This is a genomic window from Rickettsia hoogstraalii, assembly GCF_000825685.1.
GTDB classification, from domain to species: domain Bacteria; phylum Pseudomonadota; class Alphaproteobacteria; order Rickettsiales; family Rickettsiaceae; genus Rickettsia; species Rickettsia hoogstraalii.
This window is the reverse complement of record NZ_CCXM01000001.1, coordinates 703,374-719,524: the sequence shown is the minus strand read 5'-3', so window position 1 is coordinate 719,524 and position 16,151 is coordinate 703,374. Positions and strand designations below refer to the sequence as shown.

Below are 16,151 nucleotides of genomic sequence, written 5' to 3'. Positions count from 1 at the left end.
TGATGTACATTAACTACTTAAAAGATTTGATTGGTTTTAAGTCTGTAACTCCTGAGAGCGACGGGGCTATTGAGTATATTGATGATTTGCTTAAACAGCACGGCTTTAAGACCGAAATAAAAATATTCGGCGATTCTAAAAGCGAGCAAGTTACTAACCTTTATGCTGTTTTCGGTAGCAATGAGCCTAATATTTGCTTTGTTGGGCATGTAGATGTAGTGCCGGCAGGTAATCATGAGCTTTGGCATAATGCGAGTCCATTTAAGGCTAGCCAGCAAGACGGTAAGATATATGGCAGAGGTGCGGTGGATATGAAAGGGGCTATAGCGTGCTTTCTAGCAGCTAGCTTAGATTTTATAAAAAATAATACCGGTTTTAAAGGTTCTATTAGTTTCTTACTTACTAGTGATGAAGAGGGAAAAGCAAAGCATGGTACTAAAGAAATGCTGCAATATATTTATGACCAAGGGCATAAGATGGATTTTGCTATTGTCGGTGAACCCACTTGTGAAAAAGAAATAGGCGACACAATTAAGATCGGCAGAAGAGGAAGTGTTAACTTTAAATTAAATATAGAAGGCTTAAGCGGGCATGTAGCTTATCCTCATAAAGCAAATAATCCGTTGCCTTGCTTAATAAAAATATTGAATGAGTTAACAAATATAAGACTTAATGAAGGGACGGAATTTTTTCAAAGTTCAAATCTTGAAGTGACGAATATCGATGTCGGTAATAATACTTCAAACGTAATTCCGGCAAGTACGGAAGCATCTTTCAATATACGTTTTAATAATTTACATAGTGCAGAAACTTTAGCAAAACATATAGAAGAACTTATTAAACGACATTGCAAAGAATATAAAGTAGATTATAAACTAGAATATAGTAGCTCTGCTGATAGTTTTATTCAAAAACCTAACGATAAAATAAAAGAATTTTCTAAAATAGTAGAACAGACGCTTAAAATAAAGCCTGAATTCTCTACAAGCGGCGGTACCTCAGATGCAAGATTCGTCAAAAATTATTGTCCGTTAGTAGAATTCGGTTTATTATCCGAAACGGCACATAAAATAAACGAATACACAAAAATTAGCGATTTACAAAAATTATATGATGTGTATTATAATTTTTTGATAGAAATACTTTGATATCATTGTTGTGTGGATCAGAAAACGTCATTGCGAGCAGCTTTAGGCTGTGAGGCAATCTCATAAAATAATAACAAATTCCTGAGATTGCGGACGTACAATTGCTATGCAGTTTCCGTAGCTCAGACACAAAAACCGAACCACGCGGGCAATGACTTACGGTAACGACATTACCATATGCGGATGTGATGAAACTGGTAGACATGCAAGATTTAGGTTCTTGTGCCGCGAGGCGTGGGGGTTCAAGTCCCTTCATCCGTACCACTTAAATTTTCTCATAAAAAATAACATAAAATTTTTATGCAGCAATTTAGTATTTATCAAACAAGCGATGAATTGCTTCTAAAATCGATATTGCTTCTGATAGAAAAATGCTATCACTCTGATCTTAAAAGCGTGATATTAACTGCAGATGCAGATCAACAAGAAATGCTCAATAAAAATCTTTGGACTTATTCACGTAAGCAATTTATACCTCACGGTAGTAAACTTGATCCGCAGCCTGAAAAACAGCCGATTTATATTACCGATGAGTTACAAAATCCTAATAGTGCTAGTGTGCTTGTTATTATTTCGCCTACGGATATAGGAAAAATTTTACAAGCAAAAGAATATATAAGAGTTTTTAAAAGGATAATTATAATAACCGATTTACCGGAAGATTTAAAAGAATTAACAGTTAAAATAAATAAATTTACCGAGCAAGAAAATAAAATCGATTGTTTTACTCAAAATCTTCGTGGAATGTGGAATAAGGTAGAGTAGATTTATATTCTTTTACGTACAAATAAATATAATCCGATCGTTAAAGCAATAACCAAATTGGAATAACAAGCAAAAATAAAATCTAGATTTTTTGAAGCAAAATTTTGCAATATAAAATGAATTGAAGTAACTAGCAATACTGTTAAGGCAGAAAATAATACCGGCATAAAAGTTGTCTTTTTGCTATAAGGATATCTCAAAAAAACTGCAAGTGCTAAAAAAGGTAATACAAAATTATATAAAGGCCAAATTATTCTTTGATGTGCTTCAGCAATTAATTTAATTTTTTTAGTAATAGCTAAATCATGAGGAGGGGCAAGTAATTCGCTTATATAATATTCGTTTGCTTCTTTATTATGTTTAGTTCTTTGCGATACTAAAGGATTATCATTTTGTAGTTTTATCATTAAAGAATCGAAAGTTAACTGAGTTAAATTACCGTTTACGTCATATTCTTGTCTTATGCCTTTATTAAGTTCAAAAATCGGGCTATTATCATATATATTAAGAGTACCTGAACCCGCAAATACTACTGATGGGTTATCAGCGTTGCGATTATCAAATATTATTACACCGTTCATAATATTTCCTGCTGATTTTTTATCTATAAAAACAGTGATATCTTTCGTTACTTTATTAAAAGTTTTCTCTTCAATCATACTTGAGATATAATTATTCTTTATAAAGTTTAAACGTGATTTTAAGTTTATATGAGATAACGGCAGGATGGTAGAAGATATATAATAAACAAGTAGCATAACTATTAATGCGACATATAAAGCAGGCAATGCTAGCTGTACATTATTAACTCCCGAAGCTTGTAATATAATTAATTGTCGCTCGACTTTTAAATTATTATAGATATAGATCACGGCAATAACCGTTATTACCGGTAACAGAATAAATAATAAAGTAGGAAGTACTAGAACTATTAAACTGAAGAAGTCCATAACTTTTATACCTTTATCAAATAAGTATAAAAGTTTTAATATTTGCGTTATCCATACTATACTAGTCACTGAAAAAGTAACGACTATAAGCAGCGGTAAGATATTTTTTATAAAGTATTTTCGGTATAGTAGCATAATGTTTGTTTGATTTTTTGATGTCGTTCATACTGGATTCCCGCCTACGCGGGAATGACATAAATGAGCCATACAACAACGTCATTTTTAATGAGGAATAGTATCTAATGCTTTTCAAAAACTTTATACTCTAAGTAAATGAAAAATTAGTATACGAAGATCAACTTCAAAAAGAGCAAGGAGTCTATAAGTCGAGGAGCGGAGCGTATACTTAATACGTGAGCACCGCAGATCTTATAAGACGATGTAGCCAATTTTTGAAGTTCATCGAGTATAATCACGTTTAAACTGTGCAGTACGTTTAATCGTTCTCATTTAAATCGGACAACAAATTATTTATATTACCAATATGAACTAATTTGCCGCTTCTTGCAGCTTTCATGGCCTTAATTGTTTCATCATTTGGGATAAGCGGTTCAAACGGCAATGCTTTTTCACGAGCAACACGAAATAAAAGCATACGAACAGCATCAGATAAAGTAAGCCCCATAGCAGCAAGCACTAAGGATGCTTCTTCCTTTACATCTTCGTTAATACGGGCTCGCACAATAGAATCAGCAGACATAAAAATTCTTCTTTCAACAATGTAGCTACATTGTAGCAGTTATATTAAAAACTTTCAAGATTAAAAATCAAGTTTTTTATATGTAGTAAGAATTAAATCTCCAACCTTCCTTATTATATTATTTGCAAAGACTCGATAAATTAATTTACCTATCAGTATTGTTATAAATGCAATAGCAATGCCGTAGATTATATCACTTGGATAATGCATGGCAAGGCTTATACGAGATAAAGACACGAGTATGATAACATAAATCATTAAGATTTTTAACGGTAATTTAATATAATCCCAAATAAAATATGTTACCAAAACGCTGAGAGCCGCGTGGCTGCTTGGAAAGCTTGAAAAGCATCTTTCATTTGCAGTATTTATTATGGTCATGAAACTATCAGCAGGAAGACTGCAATAAGGGCGAGGGAAATTAACTGAAAATTTAAGAGCGGTAAAAATTAAACCGAATACCCCGTATATTATACTGATTTCAACTAATTTATTATAACCGTGCCAAAATTTATTTTGCCGCTTCTCATCATTTTTAATTTTCTTTAATTGAATATAAAAATATATACAGTATAAAATATATATTAAGGCGAAATTAGCGATATTAAAACAAAACGAAATTATTTTTAAAAAATAAGGTATTAGACCAATGTTAGTAATGTTATTCAAAAATAAGAATATTTCTTGATTTAAGCCGCAAAAATTATAAAAAACTTCAAACATCATTTTAAATATTTATGTTACAAGTAACAATACTTGGGTGTGGAGCATCTATAGGCGTACCGGTGATCGGGTGCGATTGTAGTACTTGCACATCTCCTTCAAAGTACAATAAAAGGACTAGATCGGCAATATATATTAACGATGAAAATAGTCAAATATTAGTTGATTTCGGTTTTGATATTAGAAATCAACTATTACGAGAAAAGATAAATAAGCTCGATTGTGCTATATTAACACATGATCATTCCGATCACGTTAACGGTATAGATGATTTGCGGGTATTTACTTTTATGCAAGATAAGCCATTCGAAATCTATACGGATCACGATAGTGCGGCAAAGCTCCATGCAAAATTTGATTATTTATTTAATAATAAATTATTTAAGCTTGGTAGGCTGCTTGCGACTAAATCCGTGAGTTTTTTTGATAAGATCAAAATTAATACTATAGAAGTACAATTTTTTAGACAACATCACGGTCCTATAGACAGTTTAGGCTTGCGTATAGGTGATTTCGTTTATTCACCCGATGTTGTTGATTTTCCGCCCGAGTCGGAAGAGTATTTAAAAGATATAAAAATATGGATATTAGATTGTATGGATTACAAATCAAATCCGAACCATGCAGGGCTTGATAAAGTTCTAGAATGGCGTGAAAAATATAAACCTAAGCAGATATTATTAACTAATATGAGACACACGATAGATTATCATGAAATTACGAAAATACTCCCAAGTAACGTTAAGCCTCTTTATGACGGTTATAAATTTACGGTCTAGTTTATGATTATTTTAGAAAAAGTCTGTAAGCGTTACGGCAAAAATTATGCAATTAAGAATATTGATTTAAGTTTTACTAATAAGGAAACTACTGTAATAATTGGTCCTTCGGGAAGCGGTAAAACTACTCTACTTAGAATTTTAAATAATTTGGAAGAACCAAGTAGCGGTACTTTTTTGGTAGACCAGAAGAAACTACTGCCAAAAGATAGAAGAAAGCTTCGCTTAAAAGTCGGTATGGTTTTTCAAAATTTTAATCTCTTTCCTCATTTAACGGTAGGAGAAAACCTAATTTATACGCCGATAAATGTTTTAAAATTGCCAAAAGAACAAGCAATTTCTATGGCAAAGGAATTACTTGCAAAATTTAAGCTAACGCAAAAATTTGACTCATACCCGGCTAGCCTATCAGGAGGGCAAAAGCAACGCATCGCGATAGCAAGGGCTTTAATGATGAAACCGGAAATTTTGTTATTCGATGAACCAACGTCAGCACTCGATCCCGAAAATATTAAGGATGTTATAGAGAATATAAATTTATTAAAAGATCAAATGAGTATGGTAGTAGTCACTCACCATTTGAAATTTGCAAAATTAATAGCGGATCGTGTTATTTTTATGGATCAAGGGCAGATTTTGGCAAATCAGTCTGCTAAGGAGTTTTTTAATAAACCGGCATCGCACCGAGCTAGGCTGTTTTTAGAGAATATCGGTGATTTGATGTAATCTTCTTGATAAATATAAAATTGTAAATTATAATTAGTATTTAATTTAGTATTAATTATAGATAGGTCTAATAATGGTAGGTCTAATAATGGAACATATTTATGCAAATCTAACAGTTAGTGTCTCTGAATTTAAAAAAAGTCCTACCGCATTATTGGATAAGGCAAGCGGTGAGCCTGTTGCCTTATTAAATCATAATAAACCGACTGCTTATTTAATTTCAGCTAAATTATATGCGAGAATCATTGAAGCTTTAGATGATAATTATTTATTAGAGCTTTCTAAAATTAGATTAAAAGATAAAAAGGCAGCGATCAAGGTTGATATAAATGACTTGTAGTCTAGAATTTATTCCTATTGCCAAAAAAGAATGGGATAAGTTAGGTTTTACAATAAAAGAACAGTTTAAAAAGAAGTTATCAGAGAGACTTAAATCACCCCACGTACCCAAAGATGCAGTAAACGGTGGAAATAACTTATATAAAACTCGAATTGCAAAAAAACGAATTACAAGGAGGAGCAATTGCAATTTTATACAAAGGTGAAGTTATTTATAAATTTATAAAACAACGTTTGGAAATCAGAGAGGTAATAGTGGAGTTATTACGGATAAAACTTTATTTCCTTTAGCATCGGTTTCAAAAGCTGTTTCAGCAACGGCAATTGCATTAATGGTAGATCAAGGAAGTTTAGATTTTGATGAAAAATTCAAATTACCATACTTAAAAAATACTATTAGTCTTAATAATATTTTAAGCCATACAACAGGTTATCAATTCTCAGGAAATATTGAAATTGAGCAAGGGATGAGTCGCTCAAAGCTTTTAACCTTGTTAAAAAAACAACAAGCTAGTTGTAAACCAGGGCAATGTTATAAATATAGTAATATCGTTTTTAGTTTACTTGAAGAAGCTTTAAATTGTAAAAAATCAAGCTTAAATGCTGCATAGATAATTTGCGTACAACGCTTAAAACGCAAGATATACAAATATTACCGCTAGAGCCGAATATACAACTTGCTTATCCGCATTCTAAAGCAATAATAGACGGACAAGAGGTAATAACATTACTGCCGTTCCCGCCTTACTATCCAAAGACGGTACCTGCATCTGCCGGTATTTTTGCATCGATAGACGGAATGATTGAAATATTCAAACTTAGTTTTGGTTATAAACCGAATCTTATTTCTAAAAGTACTTTAGATCGTATGTATAAAATAGTAAAATCAAACAAAGATGTTTTTGGATTTAAATGGCAACCGATTTGGCCGATTGATCAAAAAATGATTGAGTCATATTATGCTCTTGGATGGCGTATTCTTAAAGTAAAAGGACGCTCAAATAAGGATTTAATTTTTCACTCAGGCTATATTAACGGTATTAATCCTTTTATTGGCTTTATACCGTCAGAAGAACTTGGAATTATTATTCTAGTGAATCAAGAAGGTAGTTTTCCACTTAAAAATGGGCTGGGGCTTTGGTTTGATTATATAGGTTAAAATTATATACTCAGATAGAACTTCGTATATCTATTCTTTATTTACTTGTAGTATATTATATGAATAAAAAACTCATAAAACTTATTTTTATCGTTTGTAGCACCGTGATTGTAACCGGTTTATTATACAAATATATCAATCAACATTATCCAAAATTTTTTAAAGAGCCACAAAATATGGGGAGTTTTTGTGCGTCGTTATTAATATTATTTAGTATAATTTACAGTACTATTAGCCAAAATGAAATACGCAGATTTTGTTTGCAATTAGCAATGTGGGCAGCAATTTTCTTAGTTATAATAACCGGTTATGCTTTTAGGTTTGAGCTGAACTATGCTTATCATAGAGTAATGTCTGCTTTAATTCCGTCATATAAATGGTCTACTGAAGTCGGAGAAATTATTATAGCCCGTAGCGGAGACGGGCATTTTTATATCAATGCTTTTGTAAATAACGTTAAAATAAAATTTATGGTAGATACCGGGGCAAGTGATATAGCTTTGACTAAAGAAGATGCCCAAAAATTAGGCTTTGACTTAACTAAATTAAAATATACTAGAACTTATCTAACAGCTAACGGCGAAAATAAAGCTGTCCCTATAACCTTAAATAGTGTAGTAATCGGTACGGAATTTAAGAACATCAAAGGACATGTAGGTCTAGGTGACCTTGATATTTCACTACTCGGTATGTCGCTACTTGAGCGTTTCAAAGGTTTCAGGATTGATAAGGATTTATTGATTCTGAATTATTAGACTTCATCGTCATTGCGAGGAAAAATTGAAAATTTTGACGAAGCAATCTCAGGATTTTGGTACGAGATTGCCACGCAGCCTATGGCTGCTCGCAATGACGATTTTAAACCATAAACAAACGCCGTATTAAAACGGCATTTTAAAGCCTGGTGGTAAGCTCATACCGTTTAAAGCTCCTGATAAAGAATTTTGAGAATCTTCATCACATTTTTGTTTAGCATCGTTAAAAGCAACTTTAATTAAATCCTCAAGCATTTCTTTTTCTTCCGCTTTTAATAAAGATTCATCAATTGTAATCTTTTCAACTTCACCTTTACCTGTTGCAATAACCTCAACGAGCCCGCCGCCGGCTTTTCCGGTATATCTTGCATTTGCCATTTGCTCTTGAGCTTCTTGCATTTTCTTTTGCATTGATTGGGCTTGCTTTAAAAACTGATTAAAATTTACCATAATTCTATCCTTTAATTTTTAAGTAATATATCTGAAATTGTTACATTAGGAAAATGTTTTTTAATTAAACCAAAATCATTACTTACTTCAATCTTACCTATTAACTGATTCTTTAAGGTTTGCTTGCTCTGTTCCTTTATTATTACTATCTCAAGCTTTTCTTTAGTAAAAGCAGCTAACAAATCTTCTATTTGTTTCTTTATTTTGCTTGTAACTTCAAGGCTTACGAGTTCTAATCTATTATCACTGAGATTTTTAAGTTCTGTGTCATTAAGCAGGAAGTAATATATATCTATCTCATTATTTTTATATAGATATTCAAGAAAATCTACAATTTCAAATTTTTTTTTTATTTCCGGATTAATTGGTTGATTTAAATTTTGATTATTACCGTCAAAATCTGCAAGCAAGGGTAGCGATATCGAATATATAGATTTTATAACTAACATTTCCGTTTCTGTTAGTTGATTATAGGAAATTTTTATTTCTCCTACTCCCTTATTATATATTTGCCATAAGATTGATAAATACGGCAAGTTGGTTGTATCTAGTAGGTTTTTAGTTCTATCATTAAACGATTCATATATTGGCAAACTATAATTAGGTAACATTTTTACTTTATTAAGATACGCAATAAAATCTGCTACCGATTCTATAAAAATCTCAAGATTAACCGAAAAATCATAAAGCTTATTTATTAAATTTATAGCTTTTTCCGTCTCTCTGTGGATAATACATTCGACAAATCCTATTATAACCGAACTATCAACAAGCCCAAGCATTTGATTAATTACTTGAGGGCTAATTATATTATCGGATTTCGCCGACATACTAGCCGCTTGATCTAAAATAGATACTGCATCACGTGCCGATCCTTCAGACTTATGAGCTATAATTCTTAGTGCTTCTATATCGGTTTTTAAATTTTCCTGCTTAGTTATATATTCAAGTAGCTTAAAAATCTCTTCAAAACTCAACCGCCTTAAATCATAACGTTGACATCTTGAGATAATAGTTGCAGGTATCTTTTGTACTTCCGTCGTTGCAAAGATAAATATTATATGAGGCGGCGGTTCTTCTAAAGTCTTAAGAAGTGCATTAAATGCTCCCTTAGAGAGCATATGCACCTCATCAATGATGAAGATTTTATGTTTACCTTGCAGAGGTTTATATTCAGCGGATTCTATAATTCTACGTATGTCATCTACGCTAGTTTTACTTGCCGCATCAATTTCGATTATATCGGGGTGATTATGATTATTAAAGCTGATACAATTCGTACATTCTTCGCATGTTTTAATGGTCGTATTTTCAGTAATTAAAGCAGAACAGTTTACGGCTTTAGCAATAATTCGGGCGGAGGTAGTTTTACCGACCCCTCTAATACCTGTTAAAAGATAGCCTCCGGTGAGCCTATCATTTAAAATAGTATAGCTTAAAACTTTGACTAATACCTCTTGCCCTTGAAGCTCGGTAAAATTACTAGGACGATATTTCCTTGCAAAAGGAATATACTGATTAGATGAATTTATATCTAGCACGATTGTTATAAGACTTTTTATGTCTACCTCGTCATTGCGAGGGGAGTATTGACTGTGTGTCCGAACCGTCATTGCGAGAAGCGAAGCGACGTGGCAATCTCATGAAGTAATAACAAGCTCCTGAGATTGCTTCGAAGAATTACTACGTAATTCTTCTCGCAATGACGGCAAAACCAGCCCACGCAGCCTATGGCTGCTCGCAATGACGGCTTTGACATCCAATTCTTTTAAGAATAATGCTAGTAATGACCCACTGAATCCCACTCCGGCTGCTTCCTTTCAGACCTGACCGACTAAGCAGGCACAATGCCCACTACTAGCATAATTAACATAACCTGTTTATTTTCAAGAAACAATATATTTTTTTTCTATTTCCGATTTTGTTAATCTTTCAGGCGGACCAAATATTTCAGGGTTTTTTAATTTAAACAAATCATCGGAAAATTTTTGTACTTTAGCTATTTTATCAAAAGTAATAGTGACTATATTATTATCTTCAAATATTTTTAATGCTTCAATTTGTTTAGTAGCTTTATTAAAAGTAATTTCGCTACGCTTTTCTGTTAAAGTATGATAGATAGTAATTTTAAAAATATTTCCTTCATTAACTACCGATTCAAAAACAAAATCCTTGTCAAAATGCTCATTATCTTCTAATAAAAAATTAAATATATTTTCAGCTCGACTAATTCGGCTTACTTGTTCCATATCATAATCATACATCGATACGAAATTTTTAGTACCGACTATGACTATGGGAAAAGGAGGATAATAATTACATCTGAAATTATTAGGCTTATTAATCAATAATTTCCCTTTAACCGTAGTACTGTGAGAATCTTCTTGAGTAAAATCTATCGCAACCGATTTTATCGTACGTAGATAAGTTTTTAATTCCGAAATAGCTGTTTTATCATCTGTCCCAAATGCTAAGCTTGAATTCACAAAAAGATAAATAATAATTAGAAAAAATATTTTTTTCATTTTCGTTGTTTTATATTTTAAATTATGTTTAAAATACCTTATGTATTCAGTTAATGCAAAATAATAATTTTTATGAAAATCGTTGCTTTAAAAGAAAAAGCCAAGCATGAAACGCGAGTTGCTATAACGCCTGAAGTAGCAGGATTGCTAGTCAAAAAAGGCTATGCGGTTACGGTAGAAAAAGATATAGGGCTTCATGCCGGTTTTCTTGATGAAGAGTATATTGCTCTAGGTGCTAAAATATCTTCGGTACCGCTCGAAATTATTTCCGATGCCGATATTATATTAAAGGTACAACCTTCATCCGTTACGGATAAATATAGCGAGCTTGAATTTGCAAAAAAAGGAGCAATTATTATAGGATTATTATCGCCTTATTTAAATCATGAATATATAAAAGCGGCAGCTAAAAAAAATCTTACGACTTTTGCCATGGAGTTCGTCCCGAGAATTACTAAAGCTCAAAATATGGATGCTTTATCTTCTCAAAGTAACTTAGTTGGTTATAGAGCCGTAATTGAAGCAAGCTATCATTATATAAGGGCTTTTCCTATGATGATGACGGCAGCAGGCACGATTTCACCATGTAAAACTTTGGTGCTTGGTATCGGCGTTGCGGGTCTTCAAGCTATTGCAACAGCAAAAAGACTTGGTAGTATTGTTGCGGGATATGACGTAAGAGCTGCTACCAAAGAGCAGGTAGAAAGCTTAGGAGCTAAGTTTGTTTCACCGGAACTACAAGAAGATTTACAAGATAAATCAGGTTATGCTAATGAGAGTTCAGAAGATTACAAAGCTAAACAAGAAGAGTTTTTAGCAAAAATTATTAAAGGATATGATATAGTTATTACTACTGCGCAAATTCCAGGGAAAAAAGCTCCTCTTCTTGTTACGGAAAAAATGCTAGAATCTATGAAGCACGGTTCAGTGATTGTTGATATAGCGACCTCTACAGGAGGAAATGTGGAAGGATCAGAGCCGGATAAGATCGTTACTAAGCACGGAGTTACCATAATAGGTTTGTCGAACCTTGCTGCTAAGATTCCTACCGATAGCTCAAAATTATATGCTAAGAATTTGTATAATTTTCTAACCTATGCATTGCAAGACGGTAAATTTAATATGGATGATGATTTAGTACGTGATATGTTGATTACTAAAGACGGAAAAATTGTGAGTGAGAAAATCAAATGATTATATGTCTATCGTCATTGCGAGCAGCCGTAGGCTGCGTGGCAATCTCATGAAATAATAACAAACTCCTGAGATTGCTTCGTCAATTACTTTGTAATTTCCTCGCAATGACTAAGAAAATACTAACCAAGAGAAAAATATGAATCAATTACCGATAATGGCTAAACAGGCTGCTGAAATTGCCCATAATACCCAAGAATTATCAGATAAATTAAAAGATTTGGTAATAGATACTAGTTGGCAAACAAATACAAGTACTATAGACCCGCTAGTATTTGCTATAACCATTTTTGTATTAGCTTCTTTTGTCGGATATTATGTAGTGTGGAAAGTAACGCCTGCACTCCATACTCCGCTTATGTCTATTACTAACGCTATTTCAGGTATTATAGTTCTTAGTTCTATGATTGCCGCAAGTAGCTCTGCTTTTGGGTTTTCCGGTTTACTTGGGTATTTTGCAACGCTGCTTGCTTCTATAAATATCTTCGGCGGATTTATAGTAACAAAAAGAATGCTCGAGATGTTTAAAAAGAAGTAATTATAATGTCGTTGATACTCAAATCGTCATTGCGAGCAGCCGTAGGCTGCGTGGCAATCTCATGAAATAATACTCCTGAGATTGCTTCGTCAAAATTTTCAATTTTTCTTCGCAATGACGAAAGCTATAGTTATTAGACAAAAAGTCAAATTAAAGTTCTAGTTCTTTATATTCAACGGTAACTACTTCGTATGATTTAGATCCTTTCGGTGTTGTAACTTCTACAAAATCACCTACCGATTTTCCAATCAAAGCTTTTGCTATAGGAGAAGCGATTGAAACTCTTTTTCTAGTTATATCGGCTTCATATTCTCCTACAATAATATATGTTACTTCTTCTTCAGTATCGTCGTCAATCAAAGTAACCGTAGCTCCGAATTTTATGTTATCTCCTGATAATTTACCAATATCAATAATTTCCGCTCTTGCCGTCATATCTTCAAGCTCTTTAATACGTCCTTCTATAAATGCTTGTTTCTCACGTGCCGCTTCATATTCCGCATTCTCGGATAAATCGCCGTGTTCTCGTGCTTCGGCTATATCTTCACTAATTTTTTTACGCTCTACATGTTTTAAATGTTTAAGCTCGTGTTCTAATTTTTCAAAACCTTTAGCGGTGATAGGAAATTTTGTATTCATAATTATATTGTATAGATTTAGTAATTTTAGTATACTATTTTCAATAATATAGATTTCAGCAATATATTTGTAATAGTTAAATTTGTCAAATAAGCCTTTTTAATTATTTGGCATTGCCTAAATATCGTTATTGCAAACGGTCCTTGCTTGTGCGGTTCAGTTTTCCCGTCATTGCGAGGAAAAACTGTAAGTTTTGACGAAGCAATCTCAGGAGTATTATTTCATGAGATTGCCACGCAGTCTACGGCTGCTCGCAATGACGATTTAATGTCCACGCACCAATAATTTCTTGCAATGATGTTGGCATTATTTCTCATATAACAATAGCAACAAATTAGTAATCTTATGGAAATTAAAGATTTTGACTTTGAGAAAAAGCGTAAAATTTTCCACCTATCGGCTATAATATTTCCGTTGCTTTATTTATTTATTCCAAGAACCGCTATTACGTTATTATTATTTATAATAACGGCTATTATATTATATTTAGATGTATCACGTCATAGTAATGCAAAAATTAGCGAATTTGTAACTAGATTTTTTTCAAAAGTTATAAGGCTCGAAGAAAATAACGGTTCTTTTGCTTTAAGCGGCATTAGCTTTATGATGCTCGGTTTTTTCTTAACTGCTCTTCTTTTCCCTAAAAATTTAGTGATTTGTTCGTGGTTGATTTTAATTATTTCAGATTGTTTAGCGGCTCTTGTCGGCGTTAAAATAGGAAATAGCTTAGGTAACGGTAAATCTATAGCAGGTTCTGTTACTTTCTTAGCTTCTGCAATTTTTATAAGTATATTAGTATATTTCTATTTAGGGTACAATACGAGTTTTATTATTATCATTATAAGCTGCATAGGGGCTACAGCAGCTGAATTTTATTCAAAAGATTTAAGAATTAACGATAATTTATCTATACCGCTTTCTTATTGTCTTTCTACAGCTATTCTTTCTTACATATTGTAATATAATGAGAGTTACACCGGAATTTTATGAGTTCTTAAGAAACCGTATTAACATATCTGATGTAGTGCGGCAAAAAGTAGCTTTAACTAGAAAATCCGGTAACTATGTAGGTTTATGTCCTTTCCATCAAGAAAAGACCCCATCTTTTACAGTTAGTGATAGTAAGAGATTTTTCTATTGTTTTGGTTGTAAAGCAGCCGGTGACGTTATAAAATTTACTTCTAATATTAGCGGTTTATCCTATAATGAGTCTGCTATAAAGCTTGCAACCGATTACGGTATAGAGATACCGAAATTAACTGCGAAACAGAAAGAATTTTATGAAGAATCCGATGAAATTCTAAATATTTTAGAACTCGCCAATAAATTTTTCAGGACACAATTAACGCCTGAAATATTAAATTATCTACACGAAAGGGGTATTACCGAAGAAACAGTAAAAGAGTTTTCAATAGGCTTCGCTCCGAAGAATAATAAATTTGAAAAGTTTTTTCACGATAAAAATATAGATATTATAAAGCTTGGTAAAGCAGGGCTAATCGGCAAGCGAGAAAACGGTGAAATATATAATTTATTTTCTAACCGTATTACTATTCCAATTAGAAATATTTACAATAAAATTGTAGGCTTTGGCGGTAGGGTACTAGGGGAGGGGCTGCCTAAATACTTGAATTCACCTGAAACTACAGTATTTCAAAAAAGTGAAACTCTATACGGTGAGCATAAAGCGATAAGCAGTAGCTATAAAAAAAAACACTCGATTCTAGTAGAAGGTTATTTTGACGTTATAGCACTACATCAAGCAGGTTTTAGCGAAGCGGTTGCGAGTCTTGGTACTAGCGTTACCGAGAATCATTTACATAAATTATGGCGTGCCGGCGATGAAATTATATTATGTCTTGACGGAGATAATGCAGGTATAAAAGCTAGCATAAGAACTATTAACTTAGCATTACCGCTTATTAATAGTGAAAAGAAAATTTCTTTTATTAGGTTACCAAGTGGACTTGATCCCGACGATGCAGTAAATAAAAACGGTGCTGATTTTTTTGCAAAGCTTATAGATAAAAGAATAAGCCTATCAGAAATGATTTGGCATATTGAGTATAGTGGCAAGAGTTTTAAAACTGCGGAAGAAAAAGCTAATTTAGAGAAAAATTTAAAAGATTACTGTAGTAAAATATCGGATAGTAATTTAAAAGCAAGTTATTACAGGTTTTTTAAAGATCAAATATGGCAAAATTTAGTCACAAAGCAGAAGAAAGCTACAACTAAAAACTCAAATTTGGCTCCTATAATTTCAAGTCACGGCTATTCAGAGCTTGAAATTCTAGAACACGCTTTTTGTGCTTTGTTGGTTAAATTTCCTATAATACTTGAAGAAAAAGATATTAGAGATTTCATCTTAAATTTAAATTTTAATAATAAATCGCTTGAAGAATTCCGTAATTGGTATTTAAACGAGATTATAGATAATAACGTAGAAGCAACTGAAATTACTGCAATTGTGGAAAAAACTAGCTTTTTTGATATTTTTTTATTATTATCAAAAACGGATAATTTATTTTTAGATATCTCATTTAATAAAAATAATATCAGACTGGATTTATTATGGCAGTGGCTACATAAGAAATATTATCTAATAAATTTACAACAAGAATACGCTATTACCATAAACAGTACAGACAATCACGACTTTGAAAAAGTTTTATTATATAAAAAAGAAATTCTGAAGATTGCAAATGAACTTCAAGTTTTAAACGAATCTTTTATTAATCACACGATAACTTAATTATTTCAA

General features: G+C 32.4%; 22 protein-coding genes, 1 tRNA gene and 1 other RNA gene. 13 read left to right on the top strand and 11 right to left on the bottom strand.

Going from position 1 to position 16,151, the window contains the following annotated elements:
* The first annotated feature begins 2 nt into the window (after positions 1-2).
* The 3 genes from dapE to BN1174_RS03770 all read left to right on the top strand — a co-directional run bounded on the left by dapE (position 3) and on the right by BN1174_RS03770 (position 1,913).
* Positions 3-1,148 carry a succinyl-diaminopimelate desuccinylase gene (gene dapE, locus BN1174_RS03780; protein WP_040256632.1) on the top strand — a complete coding sequence of 382 codons (1,146 nt, stop codon included), beginning with the start codon at positions 3-5 and terminating at the stop codon, positions 1,146-1,148.
* 179 nt (positions 1,149-1,327) lie between these two features.
* Positions 1,328-1,412 (top strand) — tRNA-Leu (locus tag BN1174_RS03775).
* A gap of 36 nt (positions 1,413-1,448) precedes the next feature.
* Positions 1,449-1,913 carry a DNA polymerase III subunit chi gene (locus BN1174_RS03770; RefSeq protein WP_040256629.1) on the top strand — a complete coding sequence of 155 codons (465 nt, stop codon included), beginning with the start codon at positions 1,449-1,451 and terminating at the stop codon, positions 1,911-1,913.
* Positions 1,914-1,915: 2 nt separating this feature from the next.
* On the opposite strand, the gene BN1174_RS03765 is transcribed toward BN1174_RS03770, so the two are convergent.
* The 3 genes from BN1174_RS03765 to BN1174_RS03755 form a co-directional block, all read right to left on the bottom strand.
* Complete coding sequence (locus BN1174_RS03765) at positions 1,916-2,998, bottom strand: LptF/LptG family permease (RefSeq protein ID WP_040256627.1); 1,083 nt, start codon at positions 2,996-2,998, stop codon at positions 1,916-1,918.
* Positions 2,999-3,299: 301 nt separating this feature from the next.
* Positions 3,300-3,563, bottom strand: a complete 264-nt coding sequence (locus tag BN1174_RS03760; RefSeq protein WP_040256626.1) for a type II toxin-antitoxin system RelB/DinJ family antitoxin — start codon at positions 3,561-3,563, stop codon at positions 3,300-3,302.
* 60 nt (positions 3,564-3,623) lie between these two features.
* Positions 3,624-4,286 carry a phosphatase PAP2 family protein gene (locus BN1174_RS03755; RefSeq protein WP_040256625.1) on the bottom strand — a complete coding sequence of 221 codons (663 nt, stop codon included), beginning with the start codon at positions 4,284-4,286 and terminating at the stop codon, positions 3,624-3,626.
* Positions 4,287-4,300: 14 nt separating this feature from the next.
* Here BN1174_RS03755 and BN1174_RS03750 point away from each other — a divergent pair, with 14 nt between their 5' ends.
* From BN1174_RS03750 to BN1174_RS03715, 6 genes are all read left to right on the top strand, one after another.
* The gene (locus BN1174_RS03750; RefSeq protein WP_040256624.1) at positions 4,301-5,065 is read left to right on the top strand and encodes an MBL fold metallo-hydrolase; all 765 of its coding nucleotides are present in this window, start codon (positions 4,301-4,303) and stop codon (positions 5,063-5,065) included.
* Between the two features lie 3 nt (positions 5,066-5,068).
* Positions 5,069-5,791 (top strand): amino acid ABC transporter ATP-binding protein, encoded by a 723-nt coding sequence (locus BN1174_RS03745; RefSeq protein WP_040256622.1) that lies wholly within the window; start codon positions 5,069-5,071, stop codon positions 5,789-5,791.
* Positions 5,792-5,879: 88 nt separating this feature from the next.
* Positions 5,880-6,131, top strand: coding sequence for a type II toxin-antitoxin system Phd/YefM family antitoxin (locus tag BN1174_RS03740; protein WP_040256620.1), 252 nt, complete (start codon positions 5,880-5,882; stop codon positions 6,129-6,131).
* Positions 6,132-6,348: 217 nt separating this feature from the next.
* Positions 6,349-6,741 carry a serine hydrolase domain-containing protein gene (locus tag BN1174_RS11660; protein ID WP_331370591.1) on the top strand — a complete coding sequence of 131 codons (393 nt, stop codon included), beginning with the start codon at positions 6,349-6,351 and terminating at the stop codon, positions 6,739-6,741.
* Positions 6,742-6,746: 5 nt separating this feature from the next.
* Positions 6,747-7,289, top strand: a complete 543-nt coding sequence (locus tag BN1174_RS09885) for a serine hydrolase (protein ID WP_156138473.1) — start codon at positions 6,747-6,749, stop codon at positions 7,287-7,289.
* A 59-nt stretch (positions 7,290-7,348) separates the two neighbouring features.
* Positions 7,349-8,044 carry an aspartic protease APRc gene (locus BN1174_RS03715; protein ID WP_040256618.1) on the top strand — a complete coding sequence of 232 codons (696 nt, stop codon included), beginning with the start codon at positions 7,349-7,351 and terminating at the stop codon, positions 8,042-8,044.
* Positions 8,045-8,170: 126 nt separating this feature from the next.
* On the opposite strand, the gene BN1174_RS03710 is transcribed toward BN1174_RS03715, so the two are convergent.
* The 5 genes from BN1174_RS03710 to BN1174_RS03700 all read right to left on the bottom strand — a co-directional run bounded on the left by BN1174_RS03710 (position 8,171) and on the right by BN1174_RS03700 (position 11,019).
* Positions 8,171-8,494 carry a YbaB/EbfC family nucleoid-associated protein gene (locus BN1174_RS03710; protein ID WP_040256616.1) on the bottom strand — a complete coding sequence of 108 codons (324 nt, stop codon included), beginning with the start codon at positions 8,492-8,494 and terminating at the stop codon, positions 8,171-8,173.
* An 11-nt stretch (positions 8,495-8,505) separates the two neighbouring features.
* The gene (gene dnaX, locus BN1174_RS03705) at positions 8,506-10,035 is read right to left on the bottom strand and encodes a DNA polymerase III subunit gamma/tau (RefSeq protein ID WP_040256614.1); all 1,530 of its coding nucleotides are present in this window, start codon (positions 10,033-10,035) and stop codon (positions 8,506-8,508) included.
* 68 nt (positions 10,036-10,103) lie between these two features.
* Positions 10,104-10,253 carry a hypothetical protein gene (locus BN1174_RS09880; RefSeq protein WP_156138472.1) on the bottom strand — a complete coding sequence of 50 codons (150 nt, stop codon included), beginning with the start codon at positions 10,251-10,253 and terminating at the stop codon, positions 10,104-10,106.
* A 13-nt stretch (positions 10,254-10,266) separates the two neighbouring features.
* An RNA gene (gene ffs, locus BN1174_RS08715) (signal recognition particle sRNA small type) lies at positions 10,267-10,360 on the bottom strand.
* 20 nt (positions 10,361-10,380) lie between these two features.
* The gene (locus BN1174_RS03700) at positions 10,381-11,019 is read right to left on the bottom strand and encodes an outer-membrane lipoprotein carrier protein LolA (RefSeq protein WP_040256612.1); all 639 of its coding nucleotides are present in this window, start codon (positions 11,017-11,019) and stop codon (positions 10,381-10,383) included.
* A gap of 72 nt (positions 11,020-11,091) precedes the next feature.
* Here BN1174_RS03700 and BN1174_RS03695 point away from each other — a divergent pair, with 72 nt between their 5' ends.
* Complete coding sequence (locus BN1174_RS03695) at positions 11,092-12,213, top strand: Re/Si-specific NAD(P)(+) transhydrogenase subunit alpha (RefSeq protein ID WP_040256610.1); 1,122 nt, start codon at positions 11,092-11,094, stop codon at positions 12,211-12,213.
* Here BN1174_RS03695 and BN1174_RS08710 read toward each other — a convergent pair whose 3' ends face one another.
* A complete protein-coding gene (locus BN1174_RS08710; protein ID WP_082022280.1) occupies positions 12,214-12,321 on the bottom strand; it encodes an RND transporter in 108 nt (35 codons plus the stop codon).
* 31 nt (positions 12,322-12,352) lie between these two features.
* On the opposite strand from BN1174_RS08710, the gene BN1174_RS03690 reads away from it, so the two are divergent.
* Entirely contained in the window at positions 12,353-12,751 is a 399-nt protein-coding gene (locus tag BN1174_RS03690) for an NAD(P) transhydrogenase subunit alpha part 2 (protein WP_023507355.1), read from the top strand.
* Here the strand turns inward: BN1174_RS03690 and BN1174_RS12250 are convergent.
* On the bottom strand, positions 12,738-12,866 hold the full coding sequence (locus tag BN1174_RS12250; RefSeq protein WP_269378868.1) for a hypothetical protein: 129 nt from the start codon (positions 12,864-12,866) through the stop codon (positions 12,738-12,740). The two genes, BN1174_RS03690 and BN1174_RS12250, sit on opposite strands and share 14 nt — an antisense overlap.
* Before the next feature lie 35 nt (positions 12,867-12,901).
* Complete coding sequence (greA, locus tag BN1174_RS03685) at positions 12,902-13,390, bottom strand: transcription elongation factor GreA (RefSeq protein WP_037213737.1); 489 nt, start codon at positions 13,388-13,390, stop codon at positions 12,902-12,904.
* A 345-nt stretch (positions 13,391-13,735) separates the two neighbouring features.
* Here greA and BN1174_RS03680 point away from each other — a divergent pair, with 345 nt between their 5' ends.
* Positions 13,736-14,350 carry a diacylglycerol/polyprenol kinase family protein gene (locus BN1174_RS03680; RefSeq protein ID WP_040256594.1) on the top strand — a complete coding sequence of 205 codons (615 nt, stop codon included), beginning with the start codon at positions 13,736-13,738 and terminating at the stop codon, positions 14,348-14,350.
* Between the two features lie 4 nt (positions 14,351-14,354).
* Positions 14,355-16,142, top strand: coding sequence for a DNA primase (gene dnaG, locus BN1174_RS03675; RefSeq protein ID WP_040256593.1), 1,788 nt, complete (start codon positions 14,355-14,357; stop codon positions 16,140-16,142).
* The last annotated feature ends 9 nt before the right edge of the window (positions 16,143-16,151 follow it).

Bases quoted from the DNA above. Each gene is read 5' to 3' on its own strand.
- dapE (WP_040256632.1), top strand. From the start codon at position 3: ATGTACATTAACTACTTAAAAGATTTGATTGGTTTTAAGTCTGTAACT.
- BN1174_RS03770 (WP_040256629.1), top strand. From the start codon at position 1,449: ATGCAGCAATTTAGTATTTATCAAACAAGCGATGAATTGCTTCTAAAA.
- BN1174_RS03765 (WP_040256627.1), bottom strand. From the start codon at position 2,998: ATGCTACTATACCGAAAATACTTTATAAAAAATATCTTACCGCTGCTT.
- BN1174_RS03760 (WP_040256626.1), bottom strand. From the start codon at position 3,563: ATGTCTGCTGATTCTATTGTGCGAGCCCGTATTAACGAAGATGTAAAG.
- BN1174_RS03755 (WP_040256625.1), bottom strand. From the start codon at position 4,286: ATGTTTGAAGTTTTTTATAATTTTTGCGGCTTAAATCAAGAAATATTC.
- BN1174_RS03750 (WP_040256624.1), top strand. From the start codon at position 4,301: ATGTTACAAGTAACAATACTTGGGTGTGGAGCATCTATAGGCGTACCG.
- BN1174_RS03745 (WP_040256622.1), top strand. From the start codon at position 5,069: ATGATTATTTTAGAAAAAGTCTGTAAGCGTTACGGCAAAAATTATGCA.
- BN1174_RS03740 (WP_040256620.1), top strand. From the start codon at position 5,880: ATGGAACATATTTATGCAAATCTAACAGTTAGTGTCTCTGAATTTAAA.
- BN1174_RS03715 (WP_040256618.1), top strand. From the start codon at position 7,349: ATGAATAAAAAACTCATAAAACTTATTTTTATCGTTTGTAGCACCGTG.
- BN1174_RS03710 (WP_040256616.1), bottom strand. From the start codon at position 8,494: ATGGTAAATTTTAATCAGTTTTTAAAGCAAGCCCAATCAATGCAAAAG.
- BN1174_RS09880 (WP_156138472.1), bottom strand. From the start codon at position 10,253: ATGTCAAAGCCGTCATTGCGAGCAGCCATAGGCTGCGTGGGCTGGTTT.
- BN1174_RS03700 (WP_040256612.1), bottom strand. From the start codon at position 11,019: ATGAAAAAAATATTTTTTCTAATTATTATTTATCTTTTTGTGAATTCA.
- BN1174_RS03695 (WP_040256610.1), top strand. From the start codon at position 11,092: ATGAAAATCGTTGCTTTAAAAGAAAAAGCCAAGCATGAAACGCGAGTT.
- BN1174_RS03690 (WP_023507355.1), top strand. From the start codon at position 12,353: ATGAATCAATTACCGATAATGGCTAAACAGGCTGCTGAAATTGCCCAT.
- greA (WP_037213737.1), bottom strand. From the start codon at position 13,390: ATGAATACAAAATTTCCTATCACCGCTAAAGGTTTTGAAAAATTAGAA.
- BN1174_RS03680 (WP_040256594.1), top strand. From the start codon at position 13,736: ATGGAAATTAAAGATTTTGACTTTGAGAAAAAGCGTAAAATTTTCCAC.
- dnaG (WP_040256593.1), top strand. From the start codon at position 14,355: ATGAGAGTTACACCGGAATTTTATGAGTTCTTAAGAAACCGTATTAAC.